The organism is Burkholderia sp. BCC0405, assembly GCF_902833075.1.
GTDB lineage: Bacteria > Pseudomonadota > Gammaproteobacteria > Burkholderiales > Burkholderiaceae > Burkholderia.
The window spans coordinates 351,755-374,108 of the sequence record NZ_CADFEO010000001.1 but is presented as its reverse complement, the minus strand read 5'-3'; the positions used below and the strand labels follow the sequence as shown (position 1 = coordinate 374,108).

The following is a 22,354-nucleotide window of genomic DNA, read 5'->3' as shown; positions in this document are numbered from 1 at the left end:
TTTTCCTCGGAAAAAGCAGGGGCCGGGCATGGGGCGCCCGGCCGAAGGGATCATGGGAAAAGGAACGGGTGCGTCAGTCTTCGTCGTCGTCGAGTTGCAGCTTGTCGGCGCGCACACCGGTATTCGCGCCCCAGTAATAGATGACGAGCGCGACGGCCGCGACGACGACCGTGTCGTACGGATGCGCAAGCCGGCCCGTGCCGCCGAAGCCGCCGAGATAGGACAGCACGATCATCGCGGCATAGAACGCGATCAGCCATGCGGACGAACGCACTTGCTCGGCGAGGCTCAGATGCGCGGTCGCCACCCAGCGGCGGCATGCGAGATAGATCGCGAACATCACGATCTGCAGGCCGAGCAGCCAGGACACCGTGCTCCAGCCCGACCAGTAGACGATCAGCGCGGCGATCACGAACGACGCGGGGCCGGTGATGCCGAACGCGCTTGCGCGGAACGGCCGCGGCAGGTCGGGCGCGGTGCGGCGCAGCGCGGCGACCGATACCGGTGCGACCGCATAGCTCAGCACCAGCGCGGCCGACACGATGTTGATCAGCGCTTCCCACGACGGGAACGGCATCGTCCAGAAGATCGCGAGGCCGAACGTGAGCCACAGGCCCGCGCGCGGGATGCCCGACGCTTCGTCGACGCGCGTGAACACCTTGAAGAAGGTGCCCGTCTTCGCCCAGCCGTAGACGACGCGCGGCGTCGCGTTCATGTAGATGTTGCCGCAGCCGCTCGGCGAGATCATCGCGTCGGCGACGACCATCACCGCGAGCCAGCCGACGCCGAGCGCCAGCGCGATGTCGCGGTACGGCAGCGTGAATGCCTTGCTGATGTCGTGCCAGCCGCCGGCGAGCATCGCAGTCGGGATGCTGCCGATGAACGCGAGCTGCAGCAGCACGTAGATCAGTGTCGACAGCAGGATCGACAGGATCAGCGCGATCGGGATCGTGCGCTGCGGATTGCGCACCTCGCTCGCGACCGACACGATCGGCGTGAGCCCGAGGTACGCGAAGATGATGCCGCCCGCGGACACGGCCATCTCGATGCCCGGCATGCCGAACGGCGCGAAGCCGTGCATGGTCAGGTTTGCGGGCTTGAAGAACGTGAACAGCACTGCGATCACCGATAGCGGCACGATGAACTTGAAGATGCTGATGATGTTGTTCGCCTTCGCGAACGTCTTCACGCTCGAATAGTTCAGGTAAAAGAAGAAGCACAGCAGCGTGGCCTGCACGAGCCAGCCGAGCGTGGTCGGGTCGCTCGATCCGGCGACGGTCAGGCCCGGAAACCACGCGGCCGCATACTGGCGCGCGGCGACGACTTCGATCGCGATCAGGCTCGAAAAGGCGATCAGCGTGATGAAGCCCATCAGGTAGCCGAGCAGCGGGCCGTGCGAGAACACCGGGTAGCGGACCACGCCGCCCGCGCGCGGCAGCGCGGCGCCGAGTTCGCAGTAGACGATGCCGAGCAGCAGCACCGCGAAGCCGCCGAGCAGCCACGAGAAGATGCCGGCCGGGCCCGCGATCGTCGACACGTGACTCGCGGCGAACAGCCACCCCGAACCGAAAATGGCGCCGAGACCGATGAACGTGAGATCGGTCAGCGACAGCTGTTTCTTGAACTTGCCGTGACCCGCGTCGGGGTGCGCGGTACGGGAAAGCGGGACAGACGGGTGAGCGTTGCCTTGGCCTGGCATGGGCTTGTCTCCTGGGAGGAATATCGGCACAGGCTTGAGGTGCGCCGCGCTCCGACGGAGCAGCGGCGCATGCCTGCCGGCCGGCGTCGCCCGGTTCGAACGACCGGGGCGGGCCGCGGGCCGTTCACGCGCGGCGCAGGCAGGCGCCGGGGCGAACGATCCCGCAGGCCATGCCGGACCGAAGACGGCGGCGCGAGGGGGGAAAGCCTTGCGCCGCCGCAGGGGGAGTCGGTCAGAGACCGACGTCGGGCAGCGCCGGGCGCGTGTCGAGCGCCTTGGCGACGATGGCCTTCACTTCCGCGAGCGTGTCGCCCTGCAGCGCGAGGCGCGGCGGACGCGTGATCGCGCTGCCGCGGCCGACCAGCTCTTCGCACAGCTTGATGCACTGCACGAGATCGGGGCGCGCGTCGAGGTGCAGCAGCGGCATGAACCAGCGGTACAGCGCGAGCGCTTCGTCGAAACGCTTTTGCTTCGCGAGGCGGAACAGCGTCTCGCCTTCCTTCGGGAACGCGTTCGACATGCCCGACACCCAGCCTTCGGCGCCGACGGCAATGCTCTCGACCACGACGTCGTCGAGGCCCGCGAACAGCACGAAGCGATCGCCGACCGCGTTGCGCAGGTCGATGAAGCGGCGCGTATCGCCCGACGAATCCTTGAAGCAGACGATGTTCTCGCAATCCTGCAGCGCGATCAGCACGTCGGGCGTCACGTCGTTCTTGTAGATCGGCGGGTTGTTGTAGACCATCACCGGCAGGTCGGTGCTGGTGGCGACCGCGCGGAAGTGGGCAGCGGTTTCGTGCGGCTTTGCCGAGTAGACGAGCGCGGGCATCACCATCACGCCGTCGACGCCGACGCGCTGCGCTTCGCGCACCGTGTTGCGGGCGAATTCGGTCGTGAATTCGGCGATGCCGGCGATCACCGGAATCCTGCCGCCGGCCGCGTCGCGCGCAGCCTCGATCACCTGGAGCTTCTCGCTCGTCGACAGCGACGTGTTTTCGCCGACCGTGCCGCAGACCACGAGGCCCGATACGCCGTCGTTCACCAGGTTCTTCACCACCCGGTGCGTGGCGTCGATGTCGAGGGAAAAGTCCGGCTTGAACTGGGTGCTGACGGCCGGGAAAACCCCGGTCCACTGAATGGCGTTTCGGCTCACTTCAATCTCCTACGTGTTTGTATCGGTCGGCCGACAGGTGTCGGTGTGGCAACCAGTATCGCCGCGCAAATGCCCATCACGCTTGAGTCGTATCGCGGAGCAAAATGACGAAATCGGCACAGCGCCCGGACGGCGCGGGAAGGGCGCATCGCACTATGCCGATTTCGTCGTCGTCCTCATCGAAAAGCCACAAGCGGGCGGACGCGCGACGGAGGAAGCTGTGCTCCTTTCCCCACTTCGGACGGCTCATGATGAAGCGCATCCAGATCATCGATTCGCACACGGGCGGCGAACCCACTCGGCTCGTCGTGTCCGGTTTCCCCGCGCTCGGCAGCGGCACCATGGCCGAGCGCCGCGACGTGCTCGCGCGCGAGCACGACCGCTACCGCACCGCATGCATTCTCGAACCGCGCGGCAGCGACGTGCTGGTCGGCGCGCTGCTGTGCGAGCCCGTGTCGCCCGATGCGGCGGCCGGCGTGATCTTCTTCAACAACAGCGGCTATCTCGGGATGTGCGGGCACGGCACGATCGGCGTCGTGCGCACGCTGCACCATATGGGGCGCATCGCGCCCGGCGTGCACCGGATCGAAACGCCGGTCGGCACCGTCGAGGCGACGCTGCACGACGACCTGTCGGTCAGCGTGCGCAACGTGCCCGCGTATCGCCATGCGAAGGGCGTTGCGCTCGACGTGCCGGGTTACGGCCCTGTAAAAGGCGACATCGCGTGGGGCGGCAACTGGTTCTTCCTGATCAGCGACCACGGGCAGCGCGTCGCCGGCAACAACGTCGCGGCGCTCACCGCGTATGCGTTGGCCGTGCGCGAAGGGCTCGAACGCGCGGGCATCACCGGCGCGAACGGCGGCGAGATCGACCATATCGAGCTGTTCGCCGACGATCCCGAGCACGACAGCCGCAGCTTCGTGCTGTGCCCGGGCCTCGCGTACGACCGTTCGCCTTGCGGCACCGGCACGAGCGCGAAGCTCGCGTGCCTCGCGGCCGACGGCAAGCTCGCGCCGGGCGCCGTGTGGCGGCAGGCGAGCGTGATCGGCAGCGTGTTCCAGGCGAGCTACGAGCAGGCCGAAGGCGGCATCGTGCCGACGATCCGCGGCAGCGCGCACCTGAGCGCGGAAGCGACGCTGCTGATCGAGGAAGACGATCCATTCGGTTGGGGTATCGCGCCGTGAGCGACACGAAGGCGGATGTCGTCGTGATCGGCGCCGGCATCGTCGGCGCGGCGTGCGCGCACGAACTCGCGCAGCGCGGGCTGCGCGTGCTCGTCGTCGACGACGCGAGCGGCGGCGCGACCGGCGCGGGGATGGGCCACCTCGTCGCGATGGACGACAACGCGGCCGAACTCGCGCTCAGCCATTACTCGATCGAACTGTGGCGCGCGCTGAGCGGCGAGATGCCCGACAGTTGCGCGTACCGCAACTGCGGCACGCTGTGGCTCGCCGCCGATGCGCACGAAATGGATCTGGCGCGTGCGAAGCAGGCGACGCTGGCCGCGCACGGCGTGGCGGGCGAGCTGATCGATGCGGCGACGCTCGCGCAACTGGAGCCGATGCTGCGCGCGGGCCTGGGCGGTGCGCTGAAGATTCCCGGCGATGCGATCCTCTATGCGCCCGTCGCCGCGAACTGGCTGCTGCAACGCGCGTCGCGCATCACGTTGCGGCGCGACCGCGCCGTCGCGGTCGACGGCCGGAGCGTGGCGCTCGCGAGCGGCGACACGTTGCGTGCGGAACGGGTGGTCGTCGCGAACGGCGTCGCGGCGCGCACGCTGCTGCCCGAACTGCCGCTGCGCCCGAAAAAGGGCCATCTGCTGATTACCGACCGCTACCCGGGCCAGGTGTCGCACCAGCTCGTCGAGCTGGGCTATGCGGCAAGCGCGCATGCGAGCGACGGCACGTCGGTCGCGTTCAACGTGCAGCCGCGGCCGACCGGCCAGTTGCTGATCGGTTCGTCGCGCCAGTTCGACACCGAGGACGCGCGTGTCGAGCCGCCGGTGCTCGCGCGGATGCTGCGCCGCGCAGTGGGCTATCTGCCCGGCCTGGCCGACCTGAACGGCATCCGCGCGTGGACGGGGTTCCGTTCCGCGAGCCCCGACGGGCTGCCGCTGCTCGGCGAGCATCCGGCGCGGCCGGGCGTGTGGCTCGCGGTCGGGCATGAAGGGCTCGGCGTGACGACCGCGCCGGGTAGCGCGCGGCTCGTCGCTGCGCGGATGGCCGGCGAACGGCCGCCCATCGATATCGAACCGTATTTGCCGGGACGCTTCCTGACCGCGTCCCGCGTAGCCGGAGCGCTGACATGATCATTCATCTGGACGGCCGCGCGCTGACGGTGGCCGACGGCGCGACCGTCGCGGCCGCTGTCGCGGCGAGCGGCGACGACACGACGCGCGTGTCGTGCACGGGCGCGGCGCGCGCGCCGTTTTGCGGGATGGGCGTTTGCCAGGAGTGCAGGATGACGATCGATGGCCGGCGCCGGCTGGCCTGCCAGACGCTGTGCCGTGACGGGATGCAGGTGGAGCGCACGCGATGAAACAGGAACGACTGAGCGTCGACGTCGCGATCGTCGGCGCGGGCCCGGCCGGGCTGTCGGCCGCACGGGCCGCCGCGCGAAGCGGTGCGACGGTTGCGATCGTCGACGACAACCCGCGGGCGGGCGGGCAGATCTGGCGGCAAGGTGCGGCGGCGACGCCGACGCCGGCCGCCGCCGAGCGGTTCGCCGTGTTGAGGCAGCCGAACGTCACGCATCTCGCGGCGACGCGCATCGTCGCCGAAACGCAGCCGGGCACACTGCTGCTCGAAGACGACGAACGCGGGCTGCTGCTCGATTTCCGGACGCTGATTCTCTGTTGCGGCGCGCGCGAACTGCTGCTGCCGTTTCCGGGCTGGACGCTGCCGGGTGTGACCGGCGCGGGCGGCTTGCAGGCGTTGATCAAGTACGGCCTCGACGTGCGTGCGCAGCGCACGGTGATCGCGGGCAGCGGGCCGCTGCTGCTGGCGAGCGCCGCGACGGCCCGTCAGGCCGGCGCACGCGTGTCGCATGTGCTCGAACAGGCCGCGTGGGGCGACGTGGCCGGTTTCGGGGCGGGGCTGTGGCGCTGGCCGTCGAAGCTCGCGCAGGCCGCGAAGCTCGTCACCGCCGCCTATCGGCCCGATGCGCATGTCGTCGAAGCGTTCGGCGACAAGCGGCTCGAGCGCGTGCGGATTCGTCAGGGCGATCGTGAGTTCGACGTCGACTGCGACCGGCTCGCATGCGGCTTCGGCCTCGTGCCGAATACCGTGCTGCCGAGCCATCTCGGCTGCCGGATCGACAACGGCGCGGTGGCGATCGATGCGCACCAGCACACGAGCCGCGACAGGGTATTCGCGGCGGGCGAGTGTACGGGCGTCGGCGGCAGCGAACTGGCGATGGTCGAAGGCGAAATCGCCGGCTATGCGGCGACCGGGCAGGCCGCGCCGTTGGCCACGCTCGTCGCGCGGCGCGCGCATTGGCAGGCGTTTGCCGATGCCGTACGCGAGCGCTTCGCGATTCGCGAACCGATCCGCCGGCTCGCGCGGCCCGATACGCTGCTGTGCCGCTGCGAGGACGTGCGCTTCGACGCGGTCGCGCAGGAGCCGGGCTGGACGACCGCGAAGCTGCAGTCGCGCTGCGGGATGGGCGCGTGCCAGGGCCGGGTGTGCGGCGCGGCCGCGCAGGCGCTGTTCGGCTGGACACCGCCCGTGCCGCGCACGCCGCTCGTGCCCGCGCGGGTCGGCACGCTGATGCTGGATGGCACGGCGTCCTGCGACGGCGCGTGACGTGATGCGTCGCGGCACCGCGGCAACGCGGCAACGCGGCACCGCGGCAACGCGGCAACGCGGCAACGCGGCAACGCGGTACCGCGGCAACGCGGCAACGCAGCAACGCAGCAACGCAGCAACGCAGCAACGCGGCCCGGTTGACGCCGGGCCGCGCCACATTCAATCCGCCTGCACGTTCCCCCATCCGCCGACCTGCGGAGCCGCACAGGCGCGCAGGCACTCGATCGTCGCGGCCACGGCCGCGCGATTCGCGCTGTCGGGGTGCCAGTACATCGACACCGCGCCCTGGCCCTCGAGCTGCATCGGCAGGATCCGGATCGCGTTCAATTGAGCGAAGCGCTGCGCGGCACGGTGCGACGCGACACCGAGCAGGTCGGTGTTGTTCAGCAGCGTGAGGTTGAGGATCGACGAATTCGATTCGACGCAGTGCGGTGGCCGCACGCGGCCGGCGGCCGTCAGCGCGGCCTCCAGCGCGTTGTGCACGGGCGTGCCCGACGGCCACACGATCCACGAATAGGCGAGCACGTCGTCCCAGCCGACCGACGCCGCACCGGCGAGCGCGTGGCCCGGCCGCGCGACGAACACGACCGGATCGACATACAGCGCTTCGGCATGCAGCAGCGGGTCGACGGAGGCCGACCCGGAGCGGCCCACGACGATATCCAGTTCGCTGCGCGCGAGCTGCGGCATCAGCAGGTTCATCGTGCTTTCGGTCATCCGAACTTGCGCGCGCGGCATCCGTTTCAGCAGTTGCGACACCGCGAGCGGCACCGTGTCGGCCGCCGCCACGCCCGACGTGCCGATCGTCACGAGGCCGCTGCCGCCTTCCCGCAATGCGGCCATGTCGTCGCGCGCGATGTCGAGCTGCGCTTCGACGCGCCGCGCATGCTCGATCAGCGCTTCGCCGTAGGGCGTCGGCCGCAGGCCGCGTGCATGCCGCTCGAACAGCGGCAGCCCGACATCCTCTTCCAGTTCCTTCAGCCATTTCGACAGCGCGGGCTGCGTGGTCGCGAGCGCGACCGCCGACTGGCTCAGATTGCCGGTGCCGGCAAGGCTCAACAGTACCTGCAGGTGCCGCAGTCGCAGCCGGTGGGTCCAGTCCATCGCATGCCTCGTCGCGAGTAGGTATATCCAGAAATATATGGATCAGATGATTTGACCATTTTACCGGGTATGTCTGGGTCGAATATAAATCGGCTGACGGACTGCAGCACGGTCCCCGACCCGACAGACACAGCGCCGACGCCGATCGGCCGACGCCAAGGAGACAACATGACGACCCGCCATCCGGACGTGCCGCGCGCCACCTACTACGCACGGATCGCCGAGCAACGCCTGGCGCCGCTGTGGGAATCGCTGCACAACCTCGTGCCGACATCCCCGCAGCCCGCCGCGCAGGCCGCGATCTGGAAGTACGCTCAGGTGCGCGACCTCGTGATGCAGGCCGGCAGCGTGATCAGCGCGGAAGAAGCCGTGCGCCGCGTGCTCGTGCTGGAGAACCCGGGGCTGCCCGGCAAGTCGAGCATGACGCCGACCCTGTACGCGGGCTTGCAGCTGATCCTGCCGGGCGAGATCGCGCCGAGCCACCGGCATACGCAGTCGGCGCTGCGCTTCATCGTCGAAGGGCGTGGCGCGTGGACGGCCGTGAACGGCGAGCGCACGACGATGCATCCGGGCGACTTCATCATCACGCCGTCGTGGGCATGGCATGACCACGGCAACCTGTCGGAGGAAGCGGGCGGCGAGCCGGTCGTGTGGCTCGACGGGCTCGACATCCCGCTCGTCGCGAGCCTCGACGCGGGCTTCGCGGAGAACTACCCGGAAGCCGTGCAGCCCGTGAATCGCCTGGAAGGCGACAGCTTTGCGCGCTTCGGTCACAACATGGCGCCGGTGCGGCATCGCGTGACCGATCCGACGTCGCCGGTATTCAGCTACCCGTATGCACGCACCCGCGAAGCGCTCGACGCGCTGTACCGGAATGGCGAACTCGACGCATGGGATGGCGTGAAGCTGCGCTATGTGAACCCCGCGACGGGCGGCTGGCCGATGCCGACGATCGCCACCTTCATGCAGTTCCTGCCTGCCGGTTTCGACGGTCGCACGTATCGCGGCACCGACGCGACGATCTACTGCGTCGTCGAAGGCAGCGGCACCGCGCACATCGGCGGCAACGCATTCGCATTCGAGCCGCACGACATCTTCGTCGCGCCGTCGTGGGCGCCCGTGCGGCTGTCGGCATCGTCCGACAGCGTGCTGTTCAGCTATTCCGACCGGCCCGTGCTGTCTGCGTTGAACCTGCTGCGCGAAGCGCGCGACTGACGCCGGCCGCTTTCGACGATTCATTTCCCGTTTCCCGTGCGCCGTCGCGGCGGCGCCCCGTTCATTCGTATTTACGCTGGAGCCACTCATGACTTTCGTTTTCCCGCCCGAAGCGCCTGTGGCGCTCCCCGTCGCCGGCAGCGACGCGCAGTTCGCGGTACGCCGCGTCTATTGCGTCGGTCGCAACTACGCGGCCCATGCGCGCGAAATGGGCTTCGATCCCGATCGCGAGCCGCCGTTCTTCTTCTGCAAGCCGGCCGATTCGATCGTGCCGGTCGCGTACGGCGAAACGCTCGATCTCGCGTATCCGTCGCAGACGCAGAACTATCACTACGAAGCCGAACTCGTCGCGGTGATCGGCAAGGGCGGTTCGGACATTCCGCTCGAGCGCGCGCTCGAACACGTATGGGGCTACGCGGTCGGCCTCGACATGACGCGCCGCGACCTGCAGATGAAGATGCGCGAGATGGGCCGGCCGTGGGAGATCGGCAAGGCGTTCGACCGCTCGGCGCCGATCGGGCCCGTGCATCCGGCAAGCGACGTCGGTCATTTCGAGCAGGGCGGCCTGTGGTTGACCGTCAATGGCGCGACGAAGCAGCAGAGCGACGTGTCGCACCTGATCTGGTCGGTTGCGGAAACGGTGGCCGACCTGTCGAAGTTCTTCCGCCTCGAACCGGGCGACGTGATCTTCACGGGCACGCCCGAAGGCGTCGGCGCGGTCGTCGCGGGCGACGTGATGAGGGTCGGCGTCGAACGGCTCGGCGAGCTGACCGTGCGCGTGGTCTGACGCATCTTCCTCGAAAGGCGACATCGTGCAACTGCATAGCTTCTTCAATAGTTCGACATCCTACCGGGTGCGCATCGCGCTCGCGCTGAAAGGGCTGCCGTACGACACGCTGCCGGTGAACATCCGTACCGGCGAGCATCGCGAGGCGGCCTACGTCGCGAACGTGAACCCGTCGGCAGCCGTGCCGGCGCTGGTCGACGGCGATTTTCGTCTCGGCCAGTCGCTCGCGATCCTCGATTACCTCGACCAGATCCAGCCGGAGCCGCGGCTGATTCCGCTCGAACCGCACCGTCGTGCGCGCGTGCTGGAACTGGCGACGCTGATCGCATGCGACATCCATCCGGTCAACAACCTGCGCGTGCTGCGCTATCTCGACAGCGAGCTGAAGGTCACGCCGCAGCAGAAGACCGCGTGGTACCGGCACTGGATCGCGGAAGGGCTGGCCGGCGTCGAGCGGCTGCTCGCGCGCGCGGACGCGGGGCCGTGGTGCTTCGGCGACACGCCGACGCTCGCCGACCTATGCCTCGTGCCGCAGGTCGCGAATGCGTTGCGGATGGATTGCGACCTGAGTGCGTATCCGCGCAGCCTCGCGGTGGTTGAACACGCGCGGCGCGAGCCGGCGTTCGACGCGGCACAGCCGCAGCGACAACCGGATTACGTCGCATAACACGAAGCAGGAGACAGACATGGGCGAGACAAAAGACAAGGGCCGGCGCGTGCTGGTGATCGGCGGCGGCATCGGCGGGCTCGCGGCGGCGCTTGCGCTCGCGCGCCAGGGCATTCGCGTGAAGCTGCTCGAACAGGCAGGCCAGATCGGCGAGATCGGCGCGGGGATCCAGCTCGCGGCGAATGCATTCAACGCGCTCGACGCGCTGGGTGCCGGCGAGGCTGCGCGCCGCCGGGCGGTGTTCACCGACCGGCTGCAACTGATGGATGCGGTCGACGCGCGCGAGGTGGCGCGCATCGATACGGGCGCCGCGTACCGCGAGCGCTTCGGCAATCCGTATGCGGTGATTCATCGCGCCGACATTCACCTGTCGATCTACGAGGCGGTCAAGGATCATCCGCTGATCGAATTCCGGACGAGCACGCAGGTGTGCGGCTTCGAGCAGGACGGCAACGGCGTGACCGTGACCGACCAGCACGGCGAACGTTTTCGCGCGGATGCGGTGATCGGCTGCGACGGCGTGAAATCCGCGATCCGTCATGCGCTGATCGGCGACGCCCATCGCGTGACGGGTCACGTCGTGTATCGCGCGGTGGTGGACGTCGACAACATGCCGCAGGATCTGCGGATCAATGCGCCGGTGGTGTGGGCCGGCCCGCATTGCCATCTCGTCCACTATCCGCTGCGCGGCGGACGGCAGTACAACCTCGTCGTCACGTTCCACAGCCGCGAACAGGAAACCTGGGGCGTGCGCGAGGGCAGCAAGGAGGAAGTGCTGTCGTACTTCGACGGCATCCATCCACTGCCGAGGCAGATGCTCGACCGGCCGACGTCGTGGAAGCGCTGGGCGACCGCCGACCGCGATCCGGTCGAACGCTGGAGCGAGGGCCGTGCGACGGTACTCGGCGACGCCGCGCATCCGATGACGCAATACCTCGCGCAGGGCGCGTGCCAGGCGCTCGAGGATGCCGTGACGCTCGGCGCGGCCGTGGCACGGACCGACGGCGATTTCGAAGCGGCGTTTTCGCTGTACGAGCGCGTGCGGATTCCGCGCACCGCGCGCGTGCTGTATTCGGCGCGCGAGATGGGGCGGATCTATCACGCGAAGGGTGTCGAGCGGCAGGTGCGCAACGGGCTTTGGGCCGGACGCACGCAGGCGCAGTTCTACGACGCGCTCGACTGGCTGCACGGCTGGCGTGCGGAGGATTGCCTGAAACCCGTCGCGTAACACGTGTTTTCAGCCCGATTCCGGCGGCGCGCATTTCAACGACATGACGCGCGACCGCCTTCCTGGAGGAGACCCCTCATGGCCGATACGCTGTCCATCGACGTCAGCGAATGGATCGACCGGCATCGCGTTGCGCCGTTTCAGGCCGCGATCGTCGTCCTGTGCTTTCTGATCGTCGCGATCGACGGTTTCGATACCGCATCGATCGGTTTCATTGCCCCCGTCATCCGCGCCGAATGGGGCCTGTCGCCCGCGCAGCTCGCGCCTGTGTTCGGCGCGGGGCTCGCCGGGCTGATGGCCGGTGCGATCGTGTTCGGGCCGTTCGGCGACCGGTTCGGCCGCAAGCGCCTGCTGCTCGCCTGCGTGGCGTGCTTCGGCATCGCAAGCGCCGCGTCGGCGAGCGCCGGCGGCCTGACCGAGCTGATCGCGTGGCGCTTCGTGACCGGGCTCGGGCTCGGCGGCGCAATGCCCAATGCGATCACGCTGACGTCCGAATACTGCCCGGCGCGGCGCCGGTCGCTGCTGGTGACGACGATGTTCTGCGGCTTTACGATCGGCTCCGCGCTCGGCGGGCTCGCGGCGGCGTCGCTGATCGAGCATTGCGGCTGGCGCTCGGTGCTCGTCGTCGGCGGCGCGGCGCCGCTGCTTCTGCTGCCGGTGCTCGCGTGGCGGCTGCCGGAATCGGTGCGCTATCTCGTCAACACCGGCGCGGCTCGCGAGCGGATCGCGGCGATGCTCGGTCGTATCGCACCTGATCCGCATCTTCCGAGCGCGTCGTTCATCGCGCCGGCCGGCAAGCCGGCCGGATCGCCGCTCGGCCGCCTGTTCGGCGCCGACCTGCTGCGCGGCACGCTGCTGCTGTGGCTCACGTTCTTCATGAGCCTGCTCGTCATCTACTTGCTGTCGAGCTGGCTGCCGACGCTGCTGCGCACGACCGGCGCGACGCTGCAGACGGCCGCGCGCGTGACCGCGATGTTCCAGGTCGGCGGCACGCTCGGCGCGATCGTCCTCGGCGGGTTGATGGACCGTTTCGACCCGCATCGCGTACTGGCCTGCAGCTATGCCGCGGCCGGCGTGTTCGTCGCCGCGATCGGCGTGTTGGCCGCATCGCCGTGGGGCGCCGCGCTCGCCGTGTTCGCGGCCGGTTTCTGCGTGTCGGGTTCGCAGGTCGGCGCAAACGCGCTATCGGCCGCGTTCTATCCGACCGAGTGCCGCACCACCGGCGTGAGCTGGGCGAACGGGATCGGCCGTGGCGGCTCGGTGGTCGGATCGATGGCGGGCGGCGCGATGCTGGCGATGGGCGTGCCGTTGCCGACGGCGTTTGCCGTCGTCGCGGCGCCGTGCGTGATCGCGGGGATGGCGGTGCTGGCGCTCGGCGTGGTTCGTGCCGATGCGGCGCGCCTCCCTGCGGCGAAAGCGATTGCGGGCGAGCAGGCCTGAGCGAAGGAGGGGGCAAGGCAGCTTGTCGGCAAGCGGCGCAGGAGCGTGCGGTGATGTCGTGACCGCCGCGTGCCGAACAGGCTGCGGCGGTTGGAGCGTTCAAGGTTGGTCGATCTGCATGAGGGCGGTCGAACCGGATCGCGCCAGATCCCCGCCAGATGATGCAGGGTCAGCCAGACGCCGCTTGGTGACGCGGCAAGCCGCCATTTCAGGAATGCTCGCGCACATGATGGCCGCCGCGTATCCGTCCGGACAGCCGGCGCAGGATCATGCGCCATGCAACGCGCAAGCGTCTCGGGCGTGCCGGCTCCACGACCGTCGCACTGGCCGCTCCCGCGCCGTCGGCCGACAGCGCCACGTGGCCGGCCGTCTCGAGCGTCAGGCATTCGCCCTCGTCGAGCAGGCGGCGAATGTGCTGCGGCTCGTCGGGCAGCCAGTCGAGCCCTCCGTGACGCAGCGTGACCGCAAGCGCGCCGTCCAGCGCGATCACCTGGCTGCCCTTGTCGAACCACGCAAAGTGGCTTTGCCCGGCGTCGAGCCGGATGTGATGCGTTTGCATGGCGATTCCCTTTCCCGGATGCGCGGCCTCGCGACGGCGAGGCGACAGCGTGCGATCAGGTTAGGGAAACGGCCACCGGCGCGACAGATTCAGGGGCCGGGAATCTGTTGCGGTGCAAACGACGATTTCGCGACGCTGTATCGGTGGGTTTCCCCGGAATCTGTATCTGGCGTGCGATCGGCCGCGCGGGCACGATCGCCTGCATGACGCCTTTCACCGATTCATCCCGCCCGCCCTTGCCGATGGACGGCGAACCGCTTTACGAACGGCTCGCCGAGCATTACCGCCGCATCATCGCGGCCGGCACGCTGTCGCCCGGCGACCGGATGCCGTCGGTACGCGCATTCATGGCACAGCACGGCGTGAGCCTGTCGACCGCGATCCAGGCGTTCCGACGGCTCGAGGATACCGGCTGGTGCGAAGCGAAGCCGCGCTCCGGCTACTTCGTGCGGCGCCGCGCGGCGGTCGCGCTCGAAACGCTGCCGGAAAGCGATGGGCCACCGCTGAGCGTCGAGCCGCCGTTCGCGGGCCTGCACGAACGCGTATCGCGCGTGATCGATCGCGCGAACGCGGCGCCCGATGCGCTGAATCTCGGCGGCGCGTCCGCGCTGGCCACGCTGTATCCGGCCGAGCGCCTGCAGGCGCTCGCGATCCGGCTGTTGCGGCGCAAGCCCACCTTGCTGACCGATGCGGGGCCCGTTGGCGGTTCGCCCGAATTCCGGCAGACGATGGCCAAGCGCGCGCTGTCGTACGGCGTGACGGTGACGCCGGACGACGTGATGTCGACGAGCGGCGGCGTCGATGCCGTGAATCTCGCATTGCGCGCGGTGGCACGCCCCGGCGACACGATCGCGATCGAATCGCCGGCCTTCTTCGGCTTGATCCAGTTGCTCGAAAGCCTCGGCTTGTGCGCGCTCGAAATCCCGGCCAGCCCGACGACCGGCCTGTCGATCGAGGCGCTGGAAGTGGCGCTGACCGCGTATCCGGACATTCGGGCCGTGGTCGTCGTGCCGAACCTGCAGAACCCGCTCGGCTGCGTGATGCCCGACGAGCGCAAGGCCGCGCTGGTCTCGCTGTGTTCGCGCCATGGCGTGGCCGTGATCGAGGACGAGCCTTATCGCGAGCTCGTCGAGGCGCCGCAGCCGGTCAAGCCGGTGAAGGCATGGGATCGCGACGGCACGGTGATCTACTGCCCGTCGTTCAACAAGGTGCTGGCCCCCGGAATGCGGCTTGGCTGGATCAGCGCGGGGCGCTGGCACGCACGCGTGAAGATGCTGAAGTTCGCGCACAGCCGGCACAACGCCGCGTTGCTGCAGGCCGTTGCGGCCGAATTCGTCGGCTCGGGCGCGTTCGATCGCCATCTGCACCGGTTCCGCGAACAGTTGCGCGTGCAGCGCGACGTGACGATCGATGCGATTGCGCGGCATTTCCCGGCTGGAACCCGGATGAACCAGCCGCCGGGCGGAATGCTGCTGTGGATCGCGTTGCCGGAGGGCGTGCGCTCCGAAGCGCTGTTCGACGCTGCGCTGGCGCACGGGGTCAGAATCGCGCCCGGTTCGATCTTCTCGAATTCCGACCGCTTCGACGGCTATATCCGGCTCGCTTGCACGCGCGTGTTCGATGCGGCGCACGAAGCGGCATTCGAAACGCTCGGCCGCCTGGTACGGGAAGCCACGGCAGCCATGTAAGCGGGGTGTCGGCCGGCCGGGCTTGCGAATAGGCAAGCCCCGCGGCTTTTCGCGCGACCGACGCCGCCAGCCGCCGCCATTTCATCGGCTGGCCGAATGCATGGCGAGGTGCTGGCGGATCAGCGACAGGTAACGATCGCCGACCGAGAAATCACGCGCGGCGCGGGGCCGTTCGGCCTGGCGCAGCGTGGCCGGTGCGCTCATGCCCAGATACCGGCATACGGCGGACGGGAAGGGCTTGCGCGTATGCCCGAGCTGGCGAGCCGCGCGCTCGACGCGGGCATCACCGACCTGGGCACGGAGCCACGCCAGCACTTGGCGATCGGCTTCGTTGACGATACGGATTAGGTGTTCCATCGCGCACCTCACTGTTCATAAATACAGTACTGTAAATATAACCAGTGTTTGCGGCGACCGCAAGCGGGTGCGCGTGCGGCTGGCCGTTCGGCCAGGGTCAGCGAGCCGGCACGGCGGTTCGCGCGATCCGGCCAGCAGCGGCAGCGGGCGCCACGGGGGGAGCGACCTTCGTATAGCGCGCGTCCGTCAGCGTGCCGAGGAACGCGACGATGTCGTCGATTTCCGCATCGGTCAGCGCGGGCGGCGTGCCGGGCCGGCGGTTCATCGGCGTCGAGTTGACGTTGATGTTGCCGCGATAGGCGGCCGGCACGTCGTCGAACGTTCTGGCTCCGTGATACCAGAAGCCCGGGTCGGTCGAGCGCGTGTTGTAGAACACGACCGCGTCGCGCAGCGTCGTGAACACGCCGTTGTGCATGAACGTCTGCTTGACCGCGACGTTGCGCAGCCCCGGCGTGCGCAGGTAGCCGCACCATTGTGTCGGCTCGGGCCAGCGCAGCCGCCGTGCGGTGTCGCACAACCCGTTGTCGAAATGGCGCGGATCGCGGTTCGACGGCAGCGCGCGGTTGCGCGGCACCGCGATTGCGTCGTAGCCGAAATCGGTGAAGAGCGAACGCTCCGGGCGGCTCGACGTCTCCGACAACGTATGGCAGCTCATGCAGTTGCCCTTGTCCGGATTCCGGAACAGCGCGAGCCCGCGCATCTCGGCCGGTGCGAGCGGCTTGCGGGTGCGCAGGAACGTGTCGAAGCGCGACGTGAACGGCGCCATCTCGTCGCTCTGCAGATAGGCCTCGACGGCCAGGCCCAGCGCGCGCAGTAGTTGCTCGGGATCGCGCCGCACCGTCGCGCCGAAGCGTGCGGCGAGATCGGGCGCGAGTTCGGTCGCGTCGACCTTGCGCAGCAGCGCGGCCGGCGACCGGTTGTTCATCTCGTTCGGGTCGAACAGCGGCCCGCGAATCTGCTCGGCGAGCGTATCCGCGCGGCCGTCGCTGAACAGGCCGCCGAACGGCGACGGCGCGGGTGCGTCGTCGTCCTGGTAGAAGTGGCGGCGCGGCACATAGCGCACATAGAGCAGCGACGGTGCGTTGCGCTGGCTGAAGTGCCCGGGCCGGCTGCCTTCCGGCACGCCGGGCCCCGCGAGCGAGGCGGCCGACAGCGTCGGCGCGAACGCGCGGCCGGGGTCGTGGCAGCCCGCGCACGACATGCCGCGTGGCTCGGACAACCTCGGATCGAAGAAGATCCGGCGGCCGAGCGCGACGAGCGTCGGGTCGGGCGCGAAGCGCGCGGTGGCTGCATCGATCTTGCCGGTTACCTGCGGCGTGCCGTTGCCGATCGTGCCGACGACTCGCGAAGGCGGAGCACCGGGAAGCAGGACCGTTTCGGCCGGCGCGGCGCGAGCCGCGAGCGCCAGGCCGGCGAGCACGGCAGCGGCGAGGGTGCGCCGCGTCTGCCGGCCGCGTGCATGGCGGCCGTCACATCGAACTCCTTCACTCACGGCGCAATGAACCCCGTCTTGTCGCAGGCGAGCGTCGTGCCCGACTGGTTGCACGATGCGAGCAGCTTGCCGGCCGCCGAATATGCGTGGAACACCCAGCCGGTCGCCGGGGCGGCGCGGCGCTCCATGATCAGGAAGCCGAAGCTGTTGTTGTGCGACAGCCGCTCGATCACGGCGCCCGGTGCGGGCGTCAGGCCGGCCGGGAACGGGTCGGGCAGCGCGACGTCGAGATTGTCGCCGCCGTTGCCTGACACGATTGTCGCCGGATGCCCGGACGAGAAGTTGATCGCCTGGAAATCGTGCACGTGGCCGTGCAGCGCGACATGCACGCCGGGCGGGTAGTACGCCTGCGCGTTGAGGCTCGACATCACCGACTGCAGCGCGAGATTGCCCGGCGCGGGGGTGCTGCCGGCGATCGGCGCGAACGCGAGGATCGGATGGTGGTTCGTGAAGATCGTCGTCGTCATGCCGGCCTTCGACGCGAGCGCGGCGACCGTCTGGAACTGCTTCTGGTAGATGCCGAATTGCGCGTCGGTCGTCTTGAGCGGCGTGCGGCCGACCTTCGCGGTGTCGAACACGATCACCTGCGAGCCGCCGCCGAGCGACACCGCATAGGGTTCCGAATAGTTCGCGTTGTTGTCGTTGGCCGGATCGTCGCACGAGCGCGCGGCCGAATACGGACGCGGATCGAGGAAGCGGAACCAGCCCTGGCCTGCCCGCGCGCATTCCTCGTGGTTGCCACGCACGACGACCCACGGCGCCTTCGCGAGCAGCGGGGCGGCCGGGCGGAACAGGTCGGCCTGCCACGTATCCCAGCCATAACCCCACGGGCTGTCCTTGCAGCCGGCGATGTCCGGCGGGCACGCGTTCTCGCGATAGTGGTAGTCGCCGATGTGCATCACGAGGTCGGGCGACAGTTTCGCGACGCTGGCCGCGATCGTGTCGAGCGGCCAGACGGTCGGGTCGTTGCACGCCTGCCAGGCGTTGTCGGCCTTCTTCATGCGGCAGCCGGTGTCGGCGATGATCGCGATGCGTTGCGGCTGCGCCTTCGGCAGCGGCAGCGTGCGGCCCGCGACGCTCGCCGCCTGCGCGCCGGCCGGCAGCGTCATCTCGCAGACGGACACCGGGAAGCTCGACGGCTTCGAATCGGACGGATCGCTGGCGGTCGGCCGCTGGGCGACGGTCGCGGCGCCTGCGCGCACGGACATGCGCGACAGCTTGCCGTCGACGGTCAGTTGCGGGCACAACGGATCGCTGGCCGAAGCGGGCGTGTAGTTCGTGATGACGCGCGTGATTGCCTGGTTCGTATCGCCGATTTCGACCCACGCGGCTTGGATGTTGGCCGACGCACTTGCCGGATCGGCCGGCGAATCGATGTGGTTCGAGCACGCGGACAGCGCGGCGAGGGCAACAAGGGGAGCGCAGCGCGCGAGCAGCGCGCGCGGGAAGAGTCGTCGCATGGGAGGCCCCGTAGGAAAGTCGTCAACGATACGCAGCGCGAATGTAAGAAATATGAAAAAAACGGGGGGCGACGGGGCGCGCACGCGGGCCGGGCGTCGACATCGCGGCGGCAGGTCGCGGCCGGAAGGCCTTGACCTCAAGCCGGCTTGAAGCAGCACAGTGCGAGGCACGATCAACGAACCAGAAGGGGAATCGACGATGGAAACCAGCCGGCCCAACGATGAACAATCCGCGTTATGGAACGGCCCGTCGGGGCGTGCCTGGGTCGATACGCAGGCGCCGATCGACCGGATGCTCGAACCGCTGGAGAACTTGCTGGTGGATGCGGCGGCCACGTCGTCCGCGCGCAGCGTGCTCGACGTCGGTTGCGGCACGGGCGCGGTCACGCTTGCGATCGCGCGGCGGCTCGGTGCGGGCGCGCAATGTACGGGCATCGATATCTCGGCCCGGATGATCGACGCCGCGCAGGCGCGTGCCGAACGCAGCGGCGTTCACGCCCGCTTCGTGCGCGCGGACGTGCAGACGCACGCGTTCGAGCCTGCGAGCGTCGACCTGATCGTGTCGCGCCTCGGCGTGATGTTCTTCGACGATCCGGTCCGGGCCTTCGCGAATCTGCGGCACGCGGCGCGGCCGGATGCGCAGATGCGGTTCGTCGCATGGCGCAGCGCGGCCGACAATCCGTTCATGACGACGGCCGAGCGGGCCGCCGCACCGTTGCTGCCGAACTTGCCCGCGCGGCGGCCTGGCGCGCCGGGGCAGTTCGCGTTCGGCGACCGGAAGCGAATCGCGTCGGTGCTGTCCGACAGCGGCTGGGCGGACATCGCGATCGAGCCGGTCGATCTGGCGTGCGCGTTGCCCGAATCCGCGCTGGACGACTACATCGCACGGCTGGGCCCGGTCGGGCTCGCGCTGCTGGAGACGGACGATGCGACGCGACGGCGTGTGGTCGACACGGTGCGTGCGGCGTTCGAGCGCTACGTGCACGGCGCGGAGGTGCGCTTCGACGCGGCATGCTGGCTCGTGACGGCGCGGGCACCGTCCGCGTAACGCGTCGCGGTAAAGCGGTGGATCGCGGAAGGGGCGGCCGGTTCGCCCCGCGCGTTGTCGTTCGCGCGGGATGAAGCGGGGCCGCGTGACGTCTGCGCGTCAGCGTCGCCGCGTGCGCAGCATCAGCCACGCGCAACCGCCGGCAACCAGCACGAGACCGAGCAGGACGGACTCGACGCCGAGCGCGAAGCCGGGCGGCATTTCCCCGCTGTTCGGCGCGGGCGACAGATTGCCGCCCATCGCGACGGCCCCGCCGGCCAGCAGCGCCATGCAGACGATCCAGTAGAGCTTGCCGCGCGGCGCCGCGGCCCGGATCCGCCACAGCGCGATGCCGGCCCCGCCGAGATAAAGCGCGGCGAGCGTGCCGAGCGCGACGAGGTCGGCGGAGCGGCTTTGCAGAAACCCGCTCATCGCGTGGCTCCGTCGATCGCGCCGGGCCGGCGCCGCGCGGTCAAGACTCCGGCGTACGCGTTCATTCGGCCTCCGTCGCGTGCCCCGGCGCGCGGCTCAGCAGATGCGTGCGCGTGTCGGCCGCGAGCGACACATAGCGTTCGTACTGGCGCAGCACGTCGGCAATCACTTCGTCGCTGCGCAGGTATTCGACGTCGTAGCCGAGCCGCCCGTCCTCGAAGAACGTGACGATCCCGTACACGTGGGCCCGCTCCGCTTCCGGCTCGACCGCCTCGCGCACGAGGAACGCCGCCGCGGATTTCACCGTCACGCGCACGCCGTACACGAAATCGCGGTGGTCGGCGGTCGGCACGGTGAGGCGCACGGCATCGTCGCTGTCGCGTTGCACGTTCGCATCGACGCCGCTCGCGCGCAGCTCGTCGGCGACCTTGCGCAACGCGGGCTCGACCGTCTCGGCGACGAACTGGCGCGCTTCGGCTTCGGTCGTCTGCCGCAGGATGTGGGTCAGGCGGTGGCGCCAGTGCTGGCCGGTCCAGAAGCTCGTCGCGGGCGCGACGTCCTGCGAGTAGTGCGCACGGTCGGCAGCGAGCCCGCGCCACAGCCCGTAGCAGAGCGCGATCATGATGATCGCGACCGGCAGCGCGGCGATCAGCGTCATTGCCTGCAATGCGCCGAGCCCGCCCGCGACCAGCAGCACCGCGGCCGTCACGCCCAGCAGCGCGGCCCAGAACAGCCGTTGCCAGACGGGCGAGTGCGCGTTGCCGCGCGTCGCGATCTGGTCGATCACGAACGCGCCCGAATCGGCGGACGTCACGAAGAACACCGCGATCAGCACGATCGCGACGATCGACAGCAGCTGCGGCATCGGCAGGAAGTCGAAGAAGCGGAACAGCAGCGCGTCGACATTGGTGGCCGTTTGCGCGAGCGCGCCGGCCGCGCCGTGCGTATCGAGCCAGATCGCGCTGTTGCCGAACACGGTCATCCACACGAGGTTGAACGCGGTCGGCACGAGCAGCACGCCGATCACGAACTGGCGGATCGTGCGGCCGCGCGAGATGCGCGCGATGAACATGCCGACGAACGGCGACCACGACACCCACCATGCCCAGTAGAGGATCGTCCAGCCGCCGAACCAGCCTTCCTCGCGCGGCGGTGCGTACGCGTACGTCCTGAAAGACAGGTCGACGAGGCTCGACAGATACTGGCCGATGTTGTCGCCGAGCGCGCGCAGCAGGAACGCCGTCGGGCCTGCGACGACCACGAACGCGAGCAGCAGGAACGCCAGCAGCAGGTTCAGCTCGGACAGTCGCCGCACGCCCTTGTCGAGGCCGGTTGCGGCCGATACGCCCGCGAGGATCACGACGACCGCGACGAGCCCGATGCGAAACAGGTTGCTGCCGGTGTCCCAGCCGGCGACGGTATGCAGGCCCGCGCTCAGCTGCATCACGCCGTAGCCGAGCGTCGTCGCGATGCCGGCGACCGTGCCGACCAGCGCGAACGCGTCGACCGTGTGGCCGATCCACCCGTTGATACGCTCGCGCAGTACCGGATACAACCCGGAACGCAGCGTCAGCGGCAGGTTGTAGCGGAAGCCGAAGTACGCGAGCACGAGCCCCATCAGCCCGTAGATCGCCCACGCATGGAAGCCCCAGTGGAAGAAGGTCATCAGCATCGCCTCGCGCGCGGCGGCTGGCGTGCCGGGGTCGACGGTCGGCGGTTTCAGGAAGTGCTGCATCGGCTCGCCGACGCCGAAGTACATGAGCCCGATGCCCATGCCGGCTGCGAACAGCATGGCTGTCCACGACACGAAGCTGAATTCGGGCTCGGCATCATCGGGGCCGAGCCGGATGTTGCCGAAGTCGCTCGCGGCGATCAGCACGAGAAACACGAGGAAGCCGGTGACGGCGAGTACGTAGAACCAGTCGAAGCGCGCGATGACCCATTGCTGGCCGGCGGAGAACAGCGCGCCGGCTTCGCTTGGGCGCAACGCGCACACGACGAGCAGCGCGCCGATGACCGCGAGCGCGGGCAGGACGACCTGCGGCTTGAATGTCGTGCGGGGCGAGGGACGGGAATCTGGCATGGCGGGCATCCAGTTGTGGGCGCAACAAGGCGCGACGCCGCCCGGCGCGCGGGTGCGCGTCGGACCCTGATACGGCGTGCGTCGAGTGTACCGCGGTGTCAGGACTGCAAGAAAGGGTATGCAGAAAGGGAAGCCTGGCGAATTGTAAGGTATTGAG

The 22,354-nt window shown here is 69.1% G+C and carries 20 protein-coding genes; 11 read left to right on the top strand and 9 right to left on the bottom strand.

Going from position 1 to position 22,354, the window contains the following annotated elements:
• Nucleotides 1-73 precede the first annotated feature (73 nt).
• Together HWX36_RS01670 and HWX36_RS01665 are read right to left on the bottom strand one after the other, a co-directional pair.
• On the bottom strand, nucleotides 74-1,699 hold the full coding sequence (locus tag HWX36_RS01670; RefSeq protein ID WP_175950546.1) for an APC family permease: 1,626 nt from the start codon (nucleotides 1,697-1,699) through the stop codon (nucleotides 74-76).
• Between the two features lie 232 nt (nucleotides 1,700-1,931).
• On the bottom strand, nucleotides 1,932-2,852 hold the full coding sequence (locus HWX36_RS01665) for a dihydrodipicolinate synthase family protein (protein WP_175950545.1): 921 nt from the start codon (nucleotides 2,850-2,852) through the stop codon (nucleotides 1,932-1,934).
• A 251-nt stretch (nucleotides 2,853-3,103) separates the two neighbouring features.
• Here HWX36_RS01665 and HWX36_RS01660 point away from each other — a divergent pair, with 251 nt between their 5' ends.
• Genes HWX36_RS01660 through HWX36_RS01645 form a run of 4 tightly spaced genes read left to right on the top strand, consistent with a single transcriptional unit; the run spans nucleotide 3,104 to nucleotide 6,655 of the window.
• The gene (locus HWX36_RS01660; protein WP_175950803.1) at nucleotides 3,104-4,036 is read left to right on the top strand and encodes a 4-hydroxyproline epimerase; all 933 of its coding nucleotides are present in this window, start codon (nucleotides 3,104-3,106) and stop codon (nucleotides 4,034-4,036) included.
• Complete coding sequence (locus HWX36_RS01655; protein ID WP_175950544.1) at nucleotides 4,033-5,160, top strand: FAD-dependent oxidoreductase; 1,128 nt, start codon at nucleotides 4,033-4,035, stop codon at nucleotides 5,158-5,160. The genes HWX36_RS01660 and HWX36_RS01655 overlap by 4 nt, the downstream gene beginning before the upstream one ends.
• Nucleotides 5,157-5,390 (top strand): 2Fe-2S iron-sulfur cluster-binding protein, encoded by a 234-nt coding sequence (locus tag HWX36_RS01650; protein ID WP_011355492.1) that lies wholly within the window; start codon nucleotides 5,157-5,159, stop codon nucleotides 5,388-5,390. The genes HWX36_RS01655 and HWX36_RS01650 overlap by 4 nt, the downstream gene beginning before the upstream one ends.
• The gene (locus HWX36_RS01645; protein WP_175950543.1) at nucleotides 5,387-6,655 is read left to right on the top strand and encodes an FAD/NAD(P)-binding oxidoreductase; all 1,269 of its coding nucleotides are present in this window, start codon (nucleotides 5,387-5,389) and stop codon (nucleotides 6,653-6,655) included. Before HWX36_RS01650 ends, HWX36_RS01645 begins: the two co-directional genes overlap by 4 nt.
• Nucleotides 6,656-6,817: 162 nt before the next feature.
• On the opposite strand, the gene HWX36_RS01640 is transcribed toward HWX36_RS01645, so the two are convergent.
• A complete protein-coding gene (locus tag HWX36_RS01640) occupies nucleotides 6,818-7,762 on the bottom strand; it encodes a LysR substrate-binding domain-containing protein (protein ID WP_175950542.1) in 945 nt (314 codons plus the stop codon).
• 168 nt (nucleotides 7,763-7,930) lie between these two features.
• Here HWX36_RS01640 and gtdA point away from each other — a divergent pair, with 168 nt between their 5' ends.
• The 5 genes from gtdA (at nucleotide 7,931) to HWX36_RS01615 (ending at nucleotide 13,099) form a co-directional block, all read left to right on the top strand.
• Nucleotides 7,931-8,977 carry a gentisate 1,2-dioxygenase gene (gene gtdA / locus HWX36_RS01635; RefSeq protein WP_175950541.1) on the top strand — a complete coding sequence of 349 codons (1,047 nt, stop codon included), beginning with the start codon at nucleotides 7,931-7,933 and terminating at the stop codon, nucleotides 8,975-8,977.
• 88 nt (nucleotides 8,978-9,065) lie between these two features.
• Nucleotides 9,066-9,764 carry a fumarylacetoacetate hydrolase family protein gene (locus HWX36_RS01630; RefSeq protein WP_175950540.1) on the top strand — a complete coding sequence of 233 codons (699 nt, stop codon included), beginning with the start codon at nucleotides 9,066-9,068 and terminating at the stop codon, nucleotides 9,762-9,764.
• A 25-nt stretch (nucleotides 9,765-9,789) separates the two neighbouring features.
• Nucleotides 9,790-10,431, top strand: a complete 642-nt coding sequence (gene maiA / locus HWX36_RS01625) for a maleylacetoacetate isomerase (RefSeq protein WP_175950539.1) — start codon at nucleotides 9,790-9,792, stop codon at nucleotides 10,429-10,431.
• Nucleotides 10,432-10,450: 19 nt separating this feature from the next.
• Nucleotides 10,451-11,659: a 3-hydroxybenzoate 6-monooxygenase gene (locus HWX36_RS01620; protein WP_175950538.1), complete on the top strand. Its 1,209-nt coding sequence runs from the start codon at nucleotides 10,451-10,453 to the stop codon at nucleotides 11,657-11,659.
• A gap of 78 nt (nucleotides 11,660-11,737) precedes the next feature.
• Nucleotides 11,738-13,099 (top strand): aromatic acid/H+ symport family MFS transporter, encoded by a 1,362-nt coding sequence (locus HWX36_RS01615; protein WP_175950537.1) that lies wholly within the window; start codon nucleotides 11,738-11,740, stop codon nucleotides 13,097-13,099.
• 208 nt (nucleotides 13,100-13,307) lie between these two features.
• Here HWX36_RS01615 and HWX36_RS01610 read toward each other — a convergent pair whose 3' ends face one another.
• Nucleotides 13,308-13,658 (bottom strand): hypothetical protein, encoded by a 351-nt coding sequence (locus HWX36_RS01610; RefSeq protein ID WP_175950536.1) that lies wholly within the window; start codon nucleotides 13,656-13,658, stop codon nucleotides 13,308-13,310.
• 203 nt (nucleotides 13,659-13,861) lie between these two features.
• On the opposite strand from HWX36_RS01610, the gene HWX36_RS01605 reads away from it, so the two are divergent.
• Nucleotides 13,862-15,346, top strand: a complete 1,485-nt coding sequence (locus tag HWX36_RS01605) for a PLP-dependent aminotransferase family protein (RefSeq protein WP_175950535.1) — start codon at nucleotides 13,862-13,864, stop codon at nucleotides 15,344-15,346.
• A gap of 81 nt (nucleotides 15,347-15,427) precedes the next feature.
• Here HWX36_RS01605 and HWX36_RS01600 read toward each other — a convergent pair whose 3' ends face one another.
• The 3 genes from HWX36_RS01600 to HWX36_RS01590 all read right to left on the bottom strand — a co-directional run bounded on the left by HWX36_RS01600 (nucleotide 15,428) and on the right by HWX36_RS01590 (nucleotide 18,655).
• Nucleotides 15,428-15,703, bottom strand: coding sequence for a hypothetical protein (locus tag HWX36_RS01600; protein WP_175950534.1), 276 nt, complete (start codon nucleotides 15,701-15,703; stop codon nucleotides 15,428-15,430).
• A gap of 97 nt (nucleotides 15,704-15,800) precedes the next feature.
• Nucleotides 15,801-17,123, bottom strand: coding sequence for a cytochrome c peroxidase (locus HWX36_RS01595; protein WP_244136312.1), 1,323 nt, complete (start codon nucleotides 17,121-17,123; stop codon nucleotides 15,801-15,803).
• A gap of 68 nt (nucleotides 17,124-17,191) precedes the next feature.
• Nucleotides 17,192-18,655, bottom strand: a complete 1,464-nt coding sequence (locus tag HWX36_RS01590; protein ID WP_175950532.1) for a metallophosphoesterase — start codon at nucleotides 18,653-18,655, stop codon at nucleotides 17,192-17,194.
• Nucleotides 18,656-18,854: 199 nt separating this feature from the next.
• Here HWX36_RS01590 and HWX36_RS01585 point away from each other — a divergent pair, with 199 nt between their 5' ends.
• On the top strand, nucleotides 18,855-19,703 hold the full coding sequence (locus HWX36_RS01585; protein ID WP_175950531.1) for a class I SAM-dependent methyltransferase: 849 nt from the start codon (nucleotides 18,855-18,857) through the stop codon (nucleotides 19,701-19,703).
• A 99-nt stretch (nucleotides 19,704-19,802) separates the two neighbouring features.
• Here the strand turns inward: HWX36_RS01585 and HWX36_RS01580 are convergent, their stop codons facing one another.
• Nucleotides 19,803-20,114 (bottom strand): hypothetical protein, encoded by a 312-nt coding sequence (locus HWX36_RS01580; protein ID WP_175950530.1) that lies wholly within the window; start codon nucleotides 20,112-20,114, stop codon nucleotides 19,803-19,805.
• Nucleotides 20,115-20,175: 61 nt separating this feature from the next.
• Nucleotides 20,176-22,197 carry a BCCT family transporter gene (locus HWX36_RS01575; protein WP_175950529.1) on the bottom strand — a complete coding sequence of 674 codons (2,022 nt, stop codon included), beginning with the start codon at nucleotides 22,195-22,197 and terminating at the stop codon, nucleotides 20,176-20,178.
• Nucleotides 22,198-22,354 lie beyond the last annotated feature (157 nt).